Raw genomic sequence first — 19,853 nt, forward strand, 5'->3', positions numbered from 1 at the left:
CTCGCGTAATATACTGGCGATTCTCACGTCCGCCGCTCGCGCCGGGCGGGCGGCGGCCCATGGTGCCTTCGTCTGCCGTCGTATCGGCACAGGGACGATGCCTGGTAGCCGCCCACATGACCAACCGATTTCTCAATCTCTACAATCACGATTTCGCGCGTGTGGCCGTCGGCGTGCCGCAATGCCGTGTCGCCGATCCCGCCTACAACGCTGCCCAGACGATTGCCCTCGCCAGGCAGGCCGATGCGGCGGGCGCCGTGCTCGTCGCCTTCCCCGAACTTGGCATTCCCGCCTATAGCTGCGAAGACCTGTTCCAGCAGCGCGCATTGCTCGACGCCTGCAACGTGGCGCTGGCCGACATCGTGGCGGCGAGCCGCGAACTGGGCGCCGCGCTGATCGTCGGCATGCCGGTGCGCGTGCAGCAACGCCTGTTCAACTGCGCAGTGGTCGTCGCCCGCGGACGCGTGCATGGCGTGGTCCCCAAGACCTACCTGCCGAACTACAGTGAGTTCTACGAAGCGCGTCAGTTCAACGCGGCCGATGACGCGGGCGTCGACACGGTGATGCTGCTAGGCGACGAGGTGCCGTTCGGCGCGCTCGTCTTCGAGGCGGCCGACCAGCCGTTACTGCGCTTTCACTGCGAGATTTGCGAGGACGTCTGGGTGCCCGTGCCGCCGTCGTCGTTCGCGGCGCTGGCGGGCGCGACGGTACTCGTGAACCTGTCGGCATCGAACGTGGTCGTCGGCAAGTCGGCCTATCGTCACCAACTGGTCGGGCAACAGTCGGCGCGATGCCTCGCCGCCTATCTGTATACATCCGCCGGGCAGGGCGAATCGACGACCGATCTCGCGTGGGACGGACAGGCGCTCATCTATGAAAACGGCGACCTGCTGGCCGAGTCGGCACGCTTCGCCAGCGACTCGCATTTGATTTATGCGGACGTCGATCTGGAGCGGCTCGCACGCGAGCGCATGCATCAGACGACGTTCGGCGTGTCGGTGCGCCGCCATGCCGACGAGGTGGCACGCTTTCGCACCATCAAGGTCGACGTCACGATGCCGCGCAACGCCGAGCTGCCGCTCGCGCGCGCCATTGAACGCTTCCCGTACGTGCCGTCCGATCCGCGTCGTCGCGACGAGCGTTGCCACGAGGTCTACAACATCCAGGTGCAGGCGCTGATGCAGCGGCTGGCCTCGTCGAAGATTCAGAAGGTCGTGATCGGCGTGTCCGGCGGTCTGGATTCGACGCATGCGCTGCTCGTGTGCGCGAAGGTCATGGACCGGCTCGGTCTGCCTCGCACGAACATCCTCGCGTACACCATGCCCGGCTTCGCCACGAGCGAGCGAACGCTGCGTCAGGCGCGCGAGCTGATGGCGGCGGTGGGCTGCACGGCGCGTGAAATCGACATCCGCCCGAGCTGCATGCAGATGTTGGCCGACCTCGACCATCCGTTCTCGCGAGGGGAGGAAGTCTACGACGTCACGTTCGAGAACGTGCAGGCCGGTGAGCGCACCAATCATCTGTTCCGGCTCGCGAATCACCTGGGCGCGATCGTGATCGGCACGGGCGATCTGAGCGAGCTGGCGTTGGGCTGGTGCACGTACGGCGTGGGCGATCATATGTCGCACTACAACGTGAACGCCAGCGTGCCCAAGACGCTCATCATGCACCTCGTGCGGTGGGTGGCCGAGACGGGGCAGTTGGGCGGCGCGGCGGCGGCCAAGCCCGGCAAGGTCGAGAAGGCCGAGAAGGCCGGCAAGGATACCGAACCGAGGCGCAACGTCCTCATCGACATTCTCGAGACGGAAATCAGCCCGGAGCTCGTGCCGGGCAAGGCGAACGGCGCGCCGGAGCAGCGTACCGAGCATTTCATCGGGCCGTACGCGCTGCAGGACTTCAACCTCTACTACACGCTGCGTTTCGGCTACGCCCCACGCAAGGTGGCGTTTCTCTCGTGGAGCGCCTGGCACGATGCCTCGACGGGGCGCTGGCCTGACGAGGGCCACGTCGCGCGTCACGCGTACGATCTGGTCGCGATCAAGCGGAACCTGCGCATTTTCCTGGACCGGTTCTTCCGGACCAGTCAGTTCAAGCGGTCGTGCATTCCGAATGCGCCGAAGGTGGGCACGGGCGGCTCGCTCTCGCCGCGCGGGGACTGGCGGGCGCCAAGCGATTCGGAATCGGTGGTGTGGCTCGCCGACCTGGATTCCGTGCCCGACGACCCGCACGCGTGAGCCCGTTGTGGCGGACGCGGCGTGCTGCCATCGGCGCGCCGTGCCCGGACCGGTACAATAGCCCGGCGAATTCTCAGAACAAACCAACCAAGATATCGAGGCGACAATGAAACGCGTAACTGCCATTATCAAACCCTTCAAGCTCGACGAAGTCCGCGAAGCGCTGGCGGAAGTCGGCGTGACTGGCCTGACCGTCACGGAAGTGAAGGGCTTCGGCCGTCAAAAAGGCCACACGGAACTGTATCGCGGCGCTGAATATGTGGTCGACTTCCTGCCGAAGATCAAGATCGAAGTGGTCGTCGGCTCGGCGCAGGCCGATCAGGTCATCGACGCGGTGCTGGGCGCGGCGCGCACCGGCAAGATCGGTGACGGCAAGATTTTCGTGACCGATGTCGAGCGCGTGATCCGCATTCGTACGGGCGAAGAGGGCGAACAAGCCGTCTGACGCCGGCTCGGACGTGGACTACCCGCGCGGCGCTCGCGACTGTGCGCCCTGAAGCAGGACGACCAACGCGCCACTGCCGCCGTCGCGACCTTGCGCTTGCGCCCAGGCCAGCACTTGGTCCTTCTGCGCCAGCCAGCCCCGCACCTTGTCCTTGAGCACGGGTTCGCGGTTCACGGAACCGAGTCCCTTGCCGTGGATCACGCGCACGCAACGCAGGCCGCGCTTCACGGCGTCGTGCAGGAAGGCGGACAGCGCCTCGCGGGCTTCATCGCGACGCATGCCATGCAGGTCGATCTGCGCCTGTACCACCCATTCGCCGCGTTGCAGCTTGAGCAGGGCGTCGTGGCTGACGCCGGGGCGGCGATAGGACAGGCGATCGTCGGTGTCGAGCAGGGCTTCGGGATCGAACTCGTCCGACAGCGATTCGTGCAGGACGGCTGCTTCGTCTTCCTGCGTTAGACGCGCCACCGGCTCGGGCGGCTGGCGCGGATGCTCGACGCGATCGGTCGCGCCCTTGCGCGTGATCGGGGCGATGTCGCCCACGCTGTCGCGGAACACGTTGGCATCGCGCTTGGCTTGCGCGGCGCGTTTCTCGGCGGCCAGACGCTCGGCTTCGCGGGCGGCCGCGTCCTTGGCGATCGCGTCGCGAAAGGTCGCGAGATCGCCGAGGCCGAGTTTGGGAGGCTTCTTGCTCATGGTCGTGCGAACAAGGACGGTGGGAGATCAAACGACAACGGCGCCCCGTGCGTATCGAATTTCACGCAGCGAGGGCGCCGTCACAGGGCATTCAGCGGTTACTGGTCGAGGTTCTCGAGGTAGCGCTGGGCGTCGAGCGCGGCCATGCAGCCCGTGCCGGCGCTGGTAATGGCCTGACGATAGACGTGATCCTGCACGTCGCCCGCCGCGAACACGCCCGGCACGCTGGTGGCCGTGGCGTTGCCGTTCAGGCCGCTGTGCGTGACGATGTAGCCATTCTTCATCTCGAGCTGACCGGCGAAGATGTCGGTATTCGGCTTGTGGCCGATGGCGATGAACACGCCGTGCAGCGAAATGGCTTCGGTGGCGCCGGTCTTCACGTTCTTGATACGAATGCCGGTGACACCGGAGTCGTCGCCGGTGACTTCGTCGAGCACCGTGTCGTACTTGAGTTCGACCGCGCCTTGCTTGGCCTTCTCCAGCAGACGGTCGATCAGAATCGGCTCGGCGCGGAACTTGTCGCGACGATGGATCACCGTGACCTTGCTGGCGATGTTGGACAGGTACAGCGCTTCTTCGACAGCCGTGTTGCCGCCGCCGACCACGCAGACTTCCTTGCCCTTGTAGAAGAAGCCGTCGCATGTGGCGCAAGCCGACACGCCGCGGCCCGAGAAGGCGTCTTCCGACGGCAGGCCGAGGTATTGGGCCGAGGCGCCGGTGGCGATGATCAGGGCGTCGGCGGTGTATTCGCCGGAGTCGCCGATCAGGCGCAGCGGACGCTCGTTCAGGTGCACCGTATGGATGTGATCGAAGATCATCTCGGTGTTGAAGTGCTCGGCGTGGGCCTGCATGCGGGCCATCAGCTCGGGGCCTTGCACGCCGGTCGGGTCGCCGGGCCAGTTCTCGACGTCCGTGGTGGTCATCAACTGACCGCCCTGGGCGATACCCGTGATCAGCACGGGCTTGAGGTTGGCGCGCGCGGCATAGACGGCGGCGCTGTAGCCGGCGGGGCCGGAACCGAGGATCAGGACTTTGGCGTGCTTGGCAACGGACATGAACGAGGACTCACCGGAAAGGGATGGGGGCTGGCGCCCGATCCGATCCTGCGCCGCGAGGACGCGGCGCGGGGATTGGCGCAAACCGCCATTATAAAGGGCCGGCGTCGTTTCGTTCATCGAGCCTTGCAATCGACGCGATAGCCGTCGGGCTGCCAAGGGGTGACGGGCGCACGCCCGGCCGGCCGTGGCCGTGTGTCGAATGGCGCCGGGAGGCCCGACGTTACGGGTTGTCACGTTTTCCTGCATTAAGCTGGGGAATACCTGTTTACAATGGAGCCTTGCCGCGCGGCAGGCCGCCCGTCTGCCCGCCCAACCGCATGGCTTGATGACGACGAAATCTTCCTACTCTGCTGGTGCCGGATCGTCGTTACCCAATCGGGTGACGCACCTCTTCCACGAAATTCGCTGGATGGCGCAGGTCGCGCTGATGGTGTTTCTGTTGATGGCGTTGATCTCCTACAGCCGTCTGGACCCCAGCTGGACACATGCGGCACACGTGGAACGCATCGCCAATTGGGCGGGGCGCGTGGGGGCCTGGGTGGCCGACATGTTGCTGCTCATGCTGGGCCTGTCGGCGTACTGGCTGGTGGTCTTCATTGCCCGGCGCGTGATTTCCGGGTATCGCCGGATCTCGGCCAAGCGCGAAGCGCCCCCGCTGCGCGAGCGTCTTGCCAGCGGCGGATGGGTCGAGATCGTCTCGTTCCTGATGTTGCTGCTATCGAGCGCCGGCATCGAATCGCTGCGTCTGTACCGTCTCAAAGTCCAATTGCCGCGGGCGTCGGGCGGCGTGATCGGCGAGACGGTCGGGGGCTTCTTCCAGCACGCACTCGGGTTTACTGGCGGCACGATGGCATTGCTGCTCATCTTTGCCTTCGGTCTTTCGCTACTGTTCCATTTCTCGTGGCTTTCGGTTGCCGAACAGTTCGGCGCTCTGATTCTCGATACCGGCACGGTGATCCGGCGTCGCCGCGAGGCGCGTCAGGATCGTCGGCTGGGCGAGGAGGCCGCGATCGCGCGCGAAGGGGCCATCGTGCAGAACCGCGTGCGCGCCGAAGTGCATGAACCGGTGCAGATCGTGCCGCCGGTCAAGGTCGTCGCGAAAAGCGAGCGTGTCGAGAAGGAGAAGCAGGCGCCGCTGTTTGCCGATCTGCCCGATTCCATCCTCCCACCGCTGGCGTTGCTCGACGCAGCCCCGGCCGCGCAGGAGACCGTCTCCGCGGAGACGCTGGAATTCACGTCGCGCCTCATCGAGAAGAAGCTCAAGGATTTCGGTGTCGATGTGAGCGTCGTTGCCGCGTATCCGGGGCCGGTCATCACGCGCTACGAAATCGAACCGGCCACGGGCGTGAAGGGCAGCCAGATCGTCAACCTGGCGAAGGACCTGGCGCGTTCGCTCTCGCTCGTCTCGATCCGCGTGGTCGAGACCATCCCCGGCAAGAACTTCATGGGGCTGGAGCTGCCGAATCCGCGTCGTCAGACGGTGCGGTTGACGGAGATTCTCGGCTCCGAGATCTACAACGACTCCGCATCGCTGCTGACGCTCGCCCTTGGCAAGGACATCAGCGGCAAGCCGGTCGTGGCCGACCTCGCGAAGATGCCTCACCTGCTGGTGGCCGGCACGACCGGCTCGGGCAAGTCGGTGGGGATCAACGCGATGATCCTGTCGTTGCTCTACAAGGCGACTGCCGAGCAGGTGCGGTTGATCCTGATCGATCCGAAGATGCTCGAGATGAGCATGTACGAGGGCATCCAGCATCTGCTGTGCCCGGTGGTGACGGACATGCGTCAGGCGGGACATGCGCTGAATTGGGTTGTGGCCGAGATGGAGCGCCGCTACAAGCTCATGAGCAAACTCGGCGTGCGTAACCTCGCCGGATACAACAACAAGATCGACGACGCCGCGAAACGCGAAGAGCACATCCCGAACCCGTTCTCGCTCACGCCCGACGCGCCGGAGCCGCTGCAGCGCCTGCCTTACATCGTTGTGGTGATCGACGAGTTGGCCGACCTGATGATGGTCGTCGGCAAGAAGGTCGAAGAGCTGATCGCGCGCATCGCGCAGAAGGCGCGCGCGGCGGGGATTCACCTGATTCTGGCGACGCAGCGTCCGTCGGTCGATGTCATTACGGGGCTGATCAAGGCGAACGTGCCGACGCGTGTGGCGTTCCAGGTGTCGTCGAAGATCGATTCGCGCACCATTCTCGACCAGCAGGGCGCCGAGACGTTGCTGGGCATGGGCGACATGCTCTACATGCCGCCGGGTACCGGGTTGCCGTTGCGCGTGCACGGGGCGTTCGTGGCCGACGATGAGGTGCATCGCGTGGTCGAGCGCCTCAAGGAGCAGGGCGAGGCGAACTACGTCGAGGGCATTCTGGACGGCGTGGTCGACGGAGAAGACGGTGGCATTGACGGTGTGGGCGGCGCAGGCGGCGGAACTGGCGAGGGCGGCGGCGAGTCCGACCCTCTGTACGATCAGGCGGTGGCCGTGGTGCTCAAGCAGCGCCGTGCGTCGATCTCGTTGGTACAGCGGCACTTGCGCATCGGCTACAACCGGGCGGCGCGACTGCTCGAACAGATGGAACAGTCCGGCGTGGTGTCGGCGATGGCGAGTAACGGCAACCGGGATATTCTGGTGCCGAATCGCGAAGGAGAGTAAGGAACATGTTGGGATTCAAGCGCGGCTTGCCGCTTATCGCGGGGGCTGTCGGTGTGACGCTGGCGGCGCTGGTCGCCCCGGCCTATGCCAGTGGCACGGCGCAGCTCAAGGCGTTTGCCGCGCAAGTGAAATCGGCGCGTGGCGAGTTCGAGCAGAAGCAGGTCAAGGGCCAGCAGGACGGCGCCGTGAAAGTGACGAACGCGGCCTCCGGCACCTTCGAGTTTTCGCGCCCGGGCCGCTTCATCTGGCGCTACGTCAAGCCCTACGATCAACTGCTGCAGGCGGATGGCGAAACGCTCTACATCTATGACAAGGATCTGAACCAGGTGACCGAGCGCAAGCTGGGCACCTCGTTGGGCGCGAGCCCGGCCGCGATCCTGTTCGGCAGCAACGACATCGAGAAGAATTTTTCGCTCAAGGATGCCGGCGTGAAGAACGGCATCGACTGGGTGGAGTTGAAGCCGAAGGCGAAGGACACGCAGTTCCAGCGCGTGGGTATCGGGTTTCGCGACGGCAATCTGGCAGCGATGGAACTCTACGACGCGTTCGGCAACGTCACGTTGCTGACGTTCGACAAGATCCAGAAGAATCCGCCCATGCCGGCGGACAACTTCAAGTTCACGATGCCCAAGGGGGCAGACCTCATCAAGGGGTGAGCCCCCTTCGTCCCCCGTCGTTCCCCTAGTCCTCGTCGCCGCTGGCGTTCCTTGCCGGCGGGGCGGTGTCCGGGCTGGCATAATGGGCACATCTGACGATCCGAAAGCGGCCGGGGACTCCCCGGCCGCGCTGCTTGAGAACATGTCAAACGACGCCCCTCTGTCGGCTTCGGTCCCTTTGGCCGAGCGCCTTCGCCCCCACACCATCGACGACGTGATTGGCCAGCGCCACTTGCTGGGCAAGGGCAAGCCGTTGCGCGTGGCATTCGAGGCGGGACGTCCGCATTCGATGATCCTGTGGGGCCCGCCGGGCGTGGGCAAGACCACGCTGGCGCGCCTGATGGCAGACGCGTTCAAGGCGTACTTCATTGCGCTGTCGGCGGTGCTCTCGGGCGTGAAGGACATTCGCGACGCCGTCGAGGCCGCGCAGATCCAGCGTGCGCAGGGCAAGCAGACGGTGGTGTTCGTCGACGAGGTGCATCGCTTCAACAAGGCGCAGCAGGATGCGTTCCTGCCGCACGTTGAATCGGGGCTCTTCATTTTCGTGGGCGCGACGACGGAGAATCCGTCGTTCGAGGTGAACGGTGCATTGCTCTCGCGCGCGGCCGTCTATGTGCTCAAGAGCCTGAACGACGACGAACTCGGCGAGATGATCGCGCGCGCGGCACATGAACTGGGCGACATCGGGTTCACCGACGAAGCGCGCCAGGGCCTGATCGATTCGGCGGACGGCGACGGGCGCAAGTTGCTCAATAACGTGGAGATCGTCGCGCAGGCCGCGATGACGCAGAACCTCACGACGATTGACGAAGCGTTGCTCGCCAGCGTGCTGGCCGAGAATCTTCGACGCTTCGACAAGGGCGGCGACGCGTTCTACGACCAGATCAGTGCGCTGCACAAGTCGGTGCGCGGCAGTTCGCCTGACGGTGCGCTTTACTGGTTCTGCCGCATGCTCGACGGTGGCGCCGATCCGCGCTATCTTGCGCGCCGGATTGTGCGCATGGCGTGGGAGGACATTGGTCTGGCGGACCCGCGCGCGGCGCGCATCGCGCTCGATGCGGCGGAGACATACGAGCGACTCGGCACGCCCGAAGGCGAACTCGCCCTCGCGCAGGCCATCTTGTATCTTGCGGCGGCGCCGAAGTCGAACGCGGGGTACAACGCATACAACCAGGCGCGGGCATTCGTCGGCAAGGACAAGTCGCGGGCGGTGCCGATTCATCTGCGCAATGCGCCGACGAAGTTGATGAAGGAACTCGGCTACGGCCACGAGTACCGCTATGCGCATGACGAGCCCGATGCCTACGCGGCGGGCGAGACGTATTTCCCCGACGATCTGCGCGCCCAGAATTGGTACCGTCCGGTGCCGCGCGGGCTGGAGGGCAAGATTGGGGAGAAGCTCAATTGGCTGAAGTCGCTCGATGCCGAGTGGCGGCGGACGAACGCCAAGGGGCGTGGTGCCGATGCCGTAGCGAAGTCGTCGGGTGCTGCAGCGGCGCCTTCCGGCAAGCCTGCGCCGGCCGAGCCATCCGACGATGAATCGGCCTGACGCGGACGCGGTTGCCGTGGCAAACACGCCAAATGGCGAAATCGCCGTGTGCGTTTGGTAAAATCCCCGGCTTGATGCTGCCTGCGGTGCCATGATGGGTGCCGGGACAGCCAGAACGAATTTCCTGGCCCACGACGTTGGGCCGCTAACGACAGACACCCCACCATGCTCGACATTCAACTTCTTCGCAAGGATCTCGACGGCGTTGCGGCGCGACTCAAGGCGCGCGGCTACACGCTGGACGTGGCGACGTTTGCTGCGCTCGAGGCGGAGCGCAAGCAGATTCAGACGCAAACCGAGGAGCTGCAGGCCCGCCGCAATGCGCTCTCGAAGCAGGTCGGCATGAAGAAGGGCAAGGGTGAGGACGCCTCGGCCGAAATCGCGGAAGTTGGCGGTATTGCAGACACGCTCAAGGCGTCGTCGGTGCGTCTGGAGGAGATTCAGACACGATTGTCGGACGTGTTGCTGGGCGTGCCGAACTTGCCGCACGAGAGCGTGCCGCTCGGGTCGGACGAGACGCAGAACGTGGAAGTGCGCCGCTGGGGCACGCCGCGCGCGTTTGACTTCACGCCGCGTGACCATGTCGACCTGGGCGCTGCGCTGGGTCTGGACTTCGACGCGGCGGCGAAGCTCGCCGGCGCGCGCTTTTCGGTGATGAAGGGCGGTATTGCCCGGCTGCATCGTGCGTTGGCGCAGTTCATGCTCGATACGCACACTAGCGAGCATGGCTATACGGAAACGTACGTGCCGTACATCGTGAATGCGGCGTCGATGCGTGGCACGGGGCAGCTTCCGAAGTTTGAGGATGATTTGTTCAAGGTGCCGCGCAAGGTGGGGGGCGAGGAGGGCGAGCGCATTGAGAACTTCTACCTGATTCCGACGGCGGAAGTGTCGCTCACGAATCTCGTGCGCGACGAATTGCTGGCGGGCGATGCGTTGCCGCTGCGCATGGTGGCGCACACGCCGTGCTTCCGTTCGGAGGCCGGCAGCTATGGCAAGGACACGCGCGGCATGATTCGTCAGCATCAATTCGACAAGGTCGAGTTGGTGCATGTGGTGCGTCCGGAGGAGTCGTACGACACGCTCGAGATGCTGGTCGGGCATGCGGAAGCGATTTTGAAGAAGCTCGAACTGCCGTTCCGCACGATTGTGCTGTGCACGGGCGACATGGGCTTTGGCAGTGCGAAGACGTACGACATGGAGGTGTGGATTCCGGCGCAGAACACGTACCGCGAGATCTCGTCGTGTTCGAACATGGAGAGCTTCCAGGCACGGCGGATGCAAGCACGTTTTCGCAATGCGCAGGGCAAGCCGGAGCTGGTGCACACGCTCAACGGTTCTGGGTTGGCGGTGGGGCGCGCACTGGTCGCGGTGCTGGAGAACTACCAGAACGCGGACGGTTCGGTGACGGTGCCAGATGTGCTGCGTCCCTACATGGGCGGCATCGAGCGTCTCGAGCCGGCAGTGTAAAAAATTTCAAAAAAGGGGTTGGCGGCTGAAGAAATTCGGCTATAATCTCTTTCTCGCTGCTTAAGGCCACTTAGGCAGCGAACCAAAGCAGAAAGAACGCTTGGAGAGGTGGCAGAGTGGTCGAATGCGCCGGACTCGAAATCCGGTGTACGGTTATACCGTACCGTGGGTTCGAATCCCACCCTCTCCGCCAAGCACGCAATGAAGCCCTTGAAATTCAAGGGCTTTTTTGTTTTCTGTGTCATCGACCAACAAAATGACTATCAACGCGCTGACTGCTTCACACCGCAGAATTCGTGTGCCGCGCGATCCGTTTTCCTCTCCGATCATTTCCAGAGCTTGGGACAAAAGTCGGACTTTGTCCTCGCTACTGAGGCGATGATACGCGACCAGCAGCTTGGCTTCTGAGATATCTGAAAAGAAGAAGTAAGACGTTGGGAGATTTAGGATTCCAGCGATACGTTCGACGATCAAATTGTCGAGCGCGTGCTTGCCGAGTTCGTATTGGTTCATGCGAGCGCTAGCGGACATCTCGTCAACGCCTGCAAGTACTCCCAGCTTTTCCTGCGTCAGACCCGCGGCCTTTCTCGCTTTGGTAATACTGCACGCTACGTGGTTGCTTGACCAGCCTGGAGGCCCGCCTCAGGGTAAATCCATAGTGGATGATCACGTAATCCACCACGTCTTGCCTCAGCGCGGGTCGGGCCACTTTTTTGAGGCGACGTCCTGCAGAATGGCCTTGTCCAGGCTCAGCTCAGCAACCAACTTCTTGAGCCGCGCGTTCGCTTCCTGCAACTGTTTGAGTTCGCGCATTTGATCTAACTTCATGCCGGCATGCCGATTTTTGCATCGGTAGAACGTCTGTTCAGAAACACCGACGTGCCGGATGAGATCTTCGACCGACATGCTCGACTCTGCTTGCTTCAGTACCGCGACACTCCGTTCGACTGAAAAGCGCTTGCGTTTCAAGGCAAAGCCTTCCTTTTTTAAAGGGTAAAGTTTGCCGAAAAACTAACATTCCAGGAGGTCCGGATTTTTCAATGCAGATCACCAAGCCACAAAATTGCATCGAATTCAGCTATTTTAGTCGGCGTTCAGTCATCGTTAATGGCAATTCGGCGTTTGCGGCTCAACGTCGAAGGGCGTTGCGGCTACCTGATTTCAAGATCGTGAGGCGCCATCACTTGCTGGAACCAAAAGCGTTTCAGATCCTGGCCCTCAAAGGAATCTCGAGTCGCCACTGTCAATGAATTTCTCTGGCTTCTAACGTTCAAGCGCTTAACGTAGTCGTGAGGAGATATCACATGTGGCAGGAACGCCCCTCCCCACGCGAATCGCCGCCGCGAAATAAAATCGTAAATGAGGTAGCCTACTGCTAATCAGGGGAAGTCCCGCTGCCGTTTGCGGTGATTATTCGGCACACTAAACTTCCCCGGCGAACCGCGCTGTCAACCGCGGGCATTGAATTGGTTAAAGAACAAGCGGGGAATTCACAATGAGTAACGGGGACATCGAACCGACGCCTTCGCCGGTTGCGCCGGCACGCGAAGTAAGAATTCAAACAACCGTTTCGATTCGAGTCAATCTGGCCGATTATCAGAACGCGGTACCCGCGGTTCACGAACTTGCCGTGCTCAATGAAACAGACGACACGTTTCGCAACCTTCAACTGACCGCGCTATCTGAGCCTCCGTTTCTCAAGCCGAAGATCTGGCACCTTGATCATCTGGCCGCGGGGCAGACCGTTCGCGTGTCGGACTTAGATATCGCGCTGGATGGGCCATTGCTCGGACGTCTTACCGAAGCGGAAAAGGCAGTCCTGAAGTTTGAGCTCACGACAACGGATGAAGCGTTGAGGACTGTGTCCAGCAGCGAACACGTCGTTGAACTCCTTCCGCGAAACCAATGGGGTGGTCTTTCGTCTCTTCCTGATATGGTTGCGGCGTTTGTGCAACCCAATGAGCCAGCCGTCGACCGCGTTCTCAAAGCGGCGGCTGAAATCCTGCGTAGAGCAGGAAAATCCGGTGCGATCAATGGATACGAAGAGGGGCCTAAACGTGCCTGGGAAATCGCAGCGGCCATATGGAATGCCATCGGCGCGATGGGGTTGGACTATGCGTTGCCGCCGGCCAGCTTTGAGCGCGATGGACAAAAGGTCCGAGGGCCAGGCCAAGTCGCCGAGTCTGGTTTAGGCACGTGTCTCGACCTAACGCTTTTCGTATGTGCCGCGCTTGAGCAAGCGGGACTGAATCCCCTTGTTGTGTTTCAAAAAGGACATGCGTTCCCGGGCGTCTGGTTGAACGCTGAAGAGTTTTCCTCAACCGTTATCGACGACATCACGGCGCTCCGCAAGCGGGCGAAGCTCAAGGAGATGGTGCTCTTTGAGTCGACATTGCTCGTCCAACGCCCGCTCCCCGCGTTTAGCTTTACCGCGGCAAAAGGCGATGAACACATTTCGGAGGAGGATGAGGGGAAGTTCGAGCTCGCCGTCGACATTCGCCGCGCGCGAATGCAACGCGTTAAGCCACTTGCGAGTGAAAGGGCTATTGCGCGTGGCGACAGTGCGCTCGAAACGACGAGTTCTATCGAAGCCGAGTGGGAAGACCCGCCCGAACTGGTCTGGACGCGTGAATCGAAGATCGAGGTCGCTGATGAGTGCCCGGAAGACAGACTCTCGCGATGGCAGCGCAAGTTGTTGGATCTCTCGCTGCGCAACAATCTGCTGAGCTTCAAATCCGGCAAGAAATCCGTCAAATTCGACGCGCCCGAGCCCGGCGCCTTGGAAGATGTATTGGCCGAAGGCCATGCGCTCAAGGTACTGAGCCGTCCGGATCTGATGGATGGTGACGATCCTAGGAACCAGGCAATACACGAAGCCCGGGAACGGGAGCATGTTCGCCGCGAACACGCACTGGATGCTTTGACACGCAAGGAAGTCTTCGTTGGCCTTACCCCCGAGGAACTTGACGCGCGGCTGGTCGAACTCTATCGAAACTCGCGGACAACCTTGCAGGAAAGTGGATCGAACACCCTTTTCCTCGCGCTTGGTTTCCTGTCCTGGACACGTGACGCGAAAGAAGCCAAAAAGTATCGCGCGCCATTAATACTGTTACCTGTTTCGCTTGATCGCCGCAGCGCTCGCTCGGGGTTCAGTATCAAGCTGCACGACGACGAGGCACGTTTCAATCCCACGCTGATTCAAATGCTCCGTCAGGATTTCGAGCTGGAACTCGGCATTCGGGACGCGGAGTTGCCTCAGGACGAGGCAGGCTTGGACGTGGCCGGTATCTGGAAGACGGTCTCCCACGCCGTAAAAGACATTGCAGGATGGGAAGTCGTTGAGGACGTTGTGCTTGCGTCGTTTTCGTTTGCCAAGTACCTCATGTGGCGCGATCTAACCGAGCGCACAGAGCAACTGAAGCAAAATCCGGTCGTTCGCCATCTGATCGATACACCGCGCGACGCCTACCAGAGCGCAGTGGAATTTCCCGACGCTCGGCGTTTGGATGCAGAGCTCCCGGTCAAAGACACTTTTTGCCCACTTCCCGCGGATTCGTCACAACTTTCCGCCATCGTTGCCGGAAGCAAGGGCAAAGACTACGTGCTTATCGGGCCGCCTGGCACGGGGAAAAGTCAGACTATTTCGAATCTCATTGCCCAGTTTTTGGCGGAGCGCAAGCGCGTCCTGTTCGTGTCCGAGAAGATGGCCGCGCTAGATGTCGTGTATCGCAGACTGGCAGAGGTAGGACTGGGAAATTTCTGCCTAGAACTGCACTCGAACAAGGCTCGCAAGACAGAGGTTCTTGAGCAACTCCGCACGTCATGGGACGCGACCGCAGCGCTGGACCCCGACGACTGGGATGCGGAGGCTGCACGTCTGGAAACGTTGCGTGCCCAGCTAAACGGTTACGTCGAACGTCTTCACGCGCGCCACACGAACGGTCTGAACGTGTATGACGCTATCGGTCGTGTAGTCGGTGGACACGGCTTCCCACTACTCCATCTCGCCTGGCCCGCACCGCATTGGCACGACGTTGAAGCCTTGCGCGATCTACGGCAAACCGCGGAGTTGCTGGATGTGAATGCCAAGGCCGTCGGCGAAGCAAGCCTCACGCAAGGCCCGTTGTCCCACGTTGTACAGACCGAATGGTCTCCGCTGTGGGCCGAACGCCTCGTGAATACTGCGGTCGAGGTTACTCATGCGGTAGCGGGATTTGAGGCCGCCGCATCGGCACTTCAGGCCGCCATCGGACTGCACCCTCTGACGATGGAAGTCCGCGTGCGCGCGGGACTGGAACAGTTGGCGGCAGTGCTGCCTAGGGCGTCCGGGTACGACTGGCGTTTTGTTCTGCGTCCTGATGCCAAGGCAATCGCCGACAACCTTCGGTCGGCAGCGCCTTTGGTTGAGCGATACCGGACACTGCTCCGGGGGCTGTCATCTCCCGTGGGCAATCAGGCACTCGACGATTTGCGTCTTGGCGTGACCCAGCTCCAACGGGACACTGAAATCCGCGCCAATCTGTCTAAACCATGGAATGCGGCACTTCGCGAACGTCTGAATGCTGCGATCGCACTATTGCGCACGCGACAGGACGAAGTCAATCAGCTCTCACTGACCTATAAAGAAGGCATCTCGTCGAAAACGGTTGGCGAGTTGCAGGCTGATCTGAAGGAGCTTCTGGGGTCACCATGGCCGCTAAGTGTCCTGCGCAAACGCAACCTCGCGAAGAAACTGAAAGAGTTGGCGACGGGGGCAGGAGAGCCTGATCTCAAGGATGACATCGAGCATTTAGCTTGCATTGACCGGCTCACTCTGCAGCTCAAGGATTTCGACGATCTGTCCCTCCCCACGGCGAATGTGTGGGCTGGCTTGAAGACTGAGATCGACGTCGCTAGATCGTTGCAGTCATTTCAGGACGCACTAGAACTCGCTGGCGAGCGCATGGCGTGGGAGGATGTCAGACTTGACCCGGTCGGTCGTGGCCAGTGTGGCGAGTCTGCGCGAAATGATCTGAGTCGAATGAGAGAGCTACGCCAGATCGATCAGGTGGTGGCTCGGATGGAACGTCTTGGTGGCGAAACCGCCGGCGTTTGGAATGGCTATCAATCGGATGTTGCAACTGCAAAAGCATATCTGGCGTTCCAGGCGGCACTCGCCGCCGCACGAGGCGAAAGCCGTTGGCAAGACGACGGCTTCGCGGCCATCGAAGTAGGGCGCGCGGGTGCTGCCGCTGCCGACGACCTCAAGAAAATGCGTGAGCTCGTGTCGCTTGGCGTGCGCATTCAGGAGTTTGGCGATCTCTCGGGCAAGACGGACGGTCTGTGGAACGGCCTTCAAACGAAGCTCGAAGGCATTGAGCCTGCGCTTCAGTTCCTCGACGCGCTCACTAACGCTCTGGCAACTCTGGCCACGACTCCAGAGGCGCTGGCTCAGGTCAAAGCTCCGATCTCCCTCCTGTTAGGTGATAGCAACGTTCTCCTTGAGCCCGCAGGCTCCATTGCGGGAGCGGGACGTGCCTATGCAGCAGCACTTCGCACGTTCAACCAGACAGTGGAGAAATTCGCGAGCGCGAGCGGCATTCCCGCAGCGGAGTATTCATTGCTTTTAAACGCACTGCCCGGCGAAATCGCAGAGCGCGCGCGTCTGGTGGCTAACGAGTCGAATCGTCTTCGGGATTGGTGTGCTTGGCGCAAAGTTCGTCAGCACGCGCTTTCCCTCGGTCTCGCGCCGTTGGTCTCCGGAATTGAAGACGGTACTGTCGCCTTGGGTTCGGTCAAAGAGGCCTTCGAGACTGACTACTGCCGATGGTGGTTGAATGCTGTGGTCGATGCAGATGAGGTGCTGCGAACGTTTGCGTCCGCCGAGCATGAAAAGCGGATTCATGACTTCCGGGAATTGGACCGAAAGTTTACCTCGCTGACTCAGCAATGGGTCCGCGCTCAGTTGTCTGCGGGACTTCCGTCACCAGCAAAGGTGACGCATGGCTCTGAATGGGGGCTTCTTCGTTATGAAATGCAGAAGAAGACCCGCCACCTACCATTGCGTGAACTCGTGTCAAAAGCGTCGGATGCGATTCTGCGCCTCACGCCGTGTTTGCTCATGAGCCCGCTCTCCATTGCGCAGTATCTCCCGGCAGACACGGCAGACTTCGACGTCGTGGTGTTCGACGAAGCTTCACAGATTCCTGTCTGGGATGCGATTGGGGCGATGGCACGAGCACGGCAGGTGATCATGGTCGGGGACCCGAAACAGTTGCCACCGACCAGCTTCTTTGAGCGAGCCGAATCCGACATCGATGACACGGACGTTGAAGTAGAGCTGGAGAGCATTCTGGAGGAATGCATCGGCGCCAATCTGCCCACAATGAAACTGTCTTGGCACTACCGCAGTCGCCATGAAAGCCTGATCGCCTTCTCGAACTATCGTTACTACGACGGCGATCTTGTAACGTTCCCAAGCCCTGTGACGAACGATCGTGCGGTCAGCTTTACGCATGTCGCACTGGGTCAATACGAGAGAGGGGGCTCGCGCACTAACAAGCCGGAGGCGAAGGCCTTGGTTGCCGACCTCGTCGCACGTCTCAAGTCGAAGGAATTCCGAGAGGACGGCTTAACCGCGGGTGTGGTGACCTTCAACTCCGAACAACAGCGCCTGATCGAGGATTTGTTGGACGAAGCACGTCGGCAGGACCCATCCATAGAATGTCATTTCGCTGATACCGCGTTAGAGCCCGTGTTCGTTAAGAACCTTGAGAGCGTTCAGGGTGACGAGCGGGACGTCATGTACTTCTCAATCACCTACGGACCGGGCCTCGATGGTGTGATGCCGATGAATTTCGGCCCGATGAACCAGCAAGGTGGCGAGCGTCGCTTGAACGTTGCGATTACACGTGCGAGGCATGAACTGCGCGTTTTCGGTAGCTTCAAACCCGAGAAGATGGATCTTTCGCGTACGCAGGCGTTGGGGGTACGGGATCTGAAACATTTCCTTGAGTTTGCGGAGCGAGGCGCACGAGCGCTGGGCGAAGTCGTCGCAGGCAGCGTCGGCGACTTTGACAGTCCTTTCGAGAAGGCTGTGTGCGCAGCACTTGCCGAACGAGGATGGCAAGTCCATCCGCAGGTTGGCGTCTCCGCTTTCCGCATCGATCTCGGTGTGGTCGACCCGGATTCCCCGGGGCGTTACCTGGCCGGGGTTGAGTGTGATGGCGCAACGTATCACCGGTCAGCGACTGCGCGTGATCGTGACAAGTTACGCGAGCAGGTCCTCAATGGGTTGGGTTGGGACATCGTGAGAATCTGGTCGACAGATTGGTGGGTCGACAGACACGGAACACTAGATAAGGTGGATGCGCGGCTGCACCGCTTGCTTGAGGCAAAGCGTGTTGAGGGAAATGCGGCGTTGGAAAGTGTGGCTGCGATCGCTGACGCCGCGATTGCAGTAGCAAAAGCGGGCGACGTCCCACCATCGGTTTCCCAGCAGCAGAACGATGCACAGACGCGGCCCGCGGCTTTTACAGATGATTCGGTCGTTGTGGAACCGATTGTCATGTATGCCAATTCCGGCGCTACGGCTCAGAGCCCGTCAGGCGGCATATTCGTCGAAGTGGATTTGGCAATGACTGAACATGCTCCGGATCCGGAACTGTTCTTCGCGAGTAGTTACGACGAGCGGCTGCTTGGCATGATCACCTCGGTAGTTGACGGGGAAGGGCCGGTGCGAGTCGAGGTGTTGGGGCGGCGGATCGCCAGAGCGCATGGATGGGCGAAGACTGGGGGGAGAATTCTCGGTCGTGTGGTGGATCTGGCTTCGAAGCACTTTGAGACCGAGCTGGAGAGTGGCGGGTTGTTTGTCTGGCCGAAGGCGTTAGCGGATAGGTCGACGCTGAAATTCAGAGTTCCCGGCCCAGGAGCAGCACGCCAAGTGGATGAAGTCTCGCTTGCCGAGCTGAGGGTGTTAGCAGCTCGTTTTCGCGCCGAAGGCCATGACGAGGATTCGGCGTTGAACGCAATGAGTCGCGAGCTTGGTCTCTTGCGTTTGCGTGCGGCAAGTCGAGAGCGTCTCGTCGAAGCATGGCGGGCCGAATGAGGCTCTTGCGGGATATGCCTGTGGTTATGAGGGCGCCTGGGTAGACGCCAACTGAGGTGGGATCCGTAGCTCTACTCGTTCTTAGATGACTGGTTTGCATTGTCTGCCATCGGGCGGCCGAAACGACCTTACGAGGGCGGTTCTACACAAATAATGAAAACAACATCAGGCGCGGCGAAGAAAACGCGCTATTCGGGGAATCGAAATGAACTCGTTGGGCATTATCTTGATCGTGGTCGGTGTGCTCACCCTATTCGTTGGCGTATCTGGATTTGCCGACACGCGAAAGGTCGATCGTCGATACAGAACTGGATACAAGAACAACGAGCCGGACACCAGAAATTTCCCTCAGGCCAGGCGGAGGATGCTCTGGGGTGTCGGGATCGTAATTGTTGGTTTGGCTGTGAACAGCTTGACCGGAGCTCGTGACGCCGCGCCAAAAGAGGGGGCCGCGCCAATGACCAATGTGTCTGAACAGGCGGACAGCAGTGTCGCGGCATCAACGATTGTCGAGGCTGCTACACAGGTGGCCGACACAGCGCGATTCCAGTCAACCAGGACCGAACCGCTTTCTGACGAGCGAGTCGTCACCTCGTCAGTTGCCTCACCAGGCGGGCCGCCGCAAGCGCCTTTGGATCGGCGACGCGTCGTCACGTCGACGCAGACGCTTACCACGAGCTTCGATTGCAAGCGCGCCCCCTCAGATGATGAGGTGACGATCTGTTCCGACCCTGGACTGGCGGCAATGGACGTGGAGCTTGGACAGCTCTATCGCGATGCCCAAGCATCGACCCAAGATCCTCACTCACTCAGGCAATCACAACTGGCTTGGCTGGCGTCTCGCCGCTCGTGTGGAAAAGAACTGAATTGTTTGCGACGCAGATACGGCGAAAGAATTGGTCAGTTCAACGGGTCTATGGGGGCTGCACCGCTAATCTCCGTCGGCCCGGCGACGGAGAAGCCGTAATCAATCCAGTACGAAAAAGCCAGTCAGATTACGGGC

The 19,853-nt window shown here is 61.2% G+C and carries 12 protein-coding genes, 1 tRNA gene and 1 pseudogene; 10 read left to right on the plus strand and 4 right to left on the minus strand.

Going from position 1 to position 19,853, the window contains the following annotated elements:
• Nucleotides 1-116: 116 nt before the first annotated feature.
• Together PEP31012_RS14105 and PEP31012_RS14110 are read left to right on the plus strand one after the other, a co-directional pair.
• A complete protein-coding gene (locus PEP31012_RS14105; RefSeq protein ID WP_150589967.1) occupies nt 117-2,234 on the plus strand; it encodes an NAD(+) synthase in 2,118 nt (705 codons plus the stop codon).
• A 106-nt stretch (nt 2,235-2,340) separates the two neighbouring features.
• Nucleotides 2,341-2,679: a P-II family nitrogen regulator gene (locus tag PEP31012_RS14110; protein WP_017235376.1), complete on the plus strand. Its 339-nt coding sequence runs from the start codon at nt 2,341-2,343 to the stop codon at nt 2,677-2,679.
• An 18-nt stretch (nt 2,680-2,697) separates the two neighbouring features.
• On the opposite strand, the gene PEP31012_RS14115 is transcribed toward PEP31012_RS14110, so the two are convergent.
• On the minus strand, nt 2,698-3,375 hold the full coding sequence (locus PEP31012_RS14115) for a Smr/MutS family protein (protein WP_150589968.1): 678 nt from the start codon (nt 3,373-3,375) through the stop codon (nt 2,698-2,700).
• A 98-nt stretch (nt 3,376-3,473) separates the two neighbouring features.
• Complete coding sequence (gene trxB / locus PEP31012_RS14120) at nt 3,474-4,430, minus strand: thioredoxin-disulfide reductase (protein WP_150589969.1); 957 nt, start codon at nt 4,428-4,430, stop codon at nt 3,474-3,476.
• 328 nt (nt 4,431-4,758) lie between these two features.
• Here trxB and PEP31012_RS14125 point away from each other — a divergent pair, with 328 nt between their 5' ends.
• From PEP31012_RS14125 to PEP31012_RS14145, 5 genes are all read left to right on the plus strand, one after another.
• Complete coding sequence (locus PEP31012_RS14125; RefSeq protein ID WP_150589970.1) at nt 4,759-7,089, plus strand: DNA translocase FtsK; 2,331 nt, start codon at nt 4,759-4,761, stop codon at nt 7,087-7,089.
• Nucleotides 7,090-7,094: 5 nt separating this feature from the next.
• Nucleotides 7,095-7,745, plus strand: a complete 651-nt coding sequence (gene lolA, locus PEP31012_RS14130; protein ID WP_150589971.1) for an outer membrane lipoprotein chaperone LolA — start codon at nt 7,095-7,097, stop codon at nt 7,743-7,745.
• 142 nt (nt 7,746-7,887) lie between these two features.
• Complete coding sequence (locus PEP31012_RS14135; protein ID WP_150589972.1) at nt 7,888-9,294, plus strand: replication-associated recombination protein A; 1,407 nt, start codon at nt 7,888-7,890, stop codon at nt 9,292-9,294.
• A gap of 165 nt (nt 9,295-9,459) precedes the next feature.
• On the plus strand, nt 9,460-10,764 hold the full coding sequence (serS, locus tag PEP31012_RS14140) for a serine--tRNA ligase (RefSeq protein ID WP_150589973.1): 1,305 nt from the start codon (nt 9,460-9,462) through the stop codon (nt 10,762-10,764).
• Nucleotides 10,765-10,866: 102 nt separating this feature from the next.
• A tRNA-Ser gene (locus tag PEP31012_RS14145) sits at nt 10,867-10,957 on the plus strand.
• On the opposite strand, the gene PEP31012_RS23840 is transcribed toward PEP31012_RS14145, so the two are convergent.
• Nucleotides 10,918-11,277, minus strand: coding sequence for a hypothetical protein (locus tag PEP31012_RS23840; protein ID WP_217427137.1), 360 nt, complete (start codon nt 11,275-11,277; stop codon nt 10,918-10,920). The genes PEP31012_RS14145 and PEP31012_RS23840 overlap by 40 nt on opposite strands.
• 70 nt (nt 11,278-11,347) lie before the next feature.
• Nucleotides 11,348-11,733 (minus strand): annotated as a pseudogene (locus PEP31012_RS14155) (transposase); the annotation flags it as partial.
• Between the two features lie 71 nt (nt 11,734-11,804).
• Here PEP31012_RS14155 and PEP31012_RS14160 point away from each other — a divergent pair.
• The 3 genes from PEP31012_RS14160 (at nt 11,805) to PEP31012_RS14170 (ending at nt 19,817) form a co-directional block, all read left to right on the plus strand.
• A complete protein-coding gene (locus PEP31012_RS14160; protein WP_150589975.1) occupies nt 11,805-12,014 on the plus strand; it encodes a hypothetical protein in 210 nt (69 codons plus the stop codon).
• A gap of 245 nt (nt 12,015-12,259) precedes the next feature.
• On the plus strand, nt 12,260-18,850 hold the full coding sequence (locus tag PEP31012_RS14165; RefSeq protein ID WP_150589976.1) for a DUF3320 domain-containing protein: 6,591 nt from the start codon (nt 12,260-12,262) through the stop codon (nt 18,848-18,850).
• A 205-nt stretch (nt 18,851-19,055) separates the two neighbouring features.
• Entirely contained in the window at nt 19,056-19,817 is a 762-nt protein-coding gene (locus tag PEP31012_RS14170; RefSeq protein ID WP_246171299.1) for a lysozyme inhibitor LprI family protein, read from the plus strand.
• Nucleotides 19,818-19,853 lie beyond the last annotated feature (36 nt).

The sequence above is a fragment of the Pandoraea eparura genome, assembly GCF_902459725.1.
Taxonomy (GTDB): Bacteria; Pseudomonadota; Gammaproteobacteria; order Burkholderiales; family Burkholderiaceae; genus Pandoraea; species Pandoraea eparura.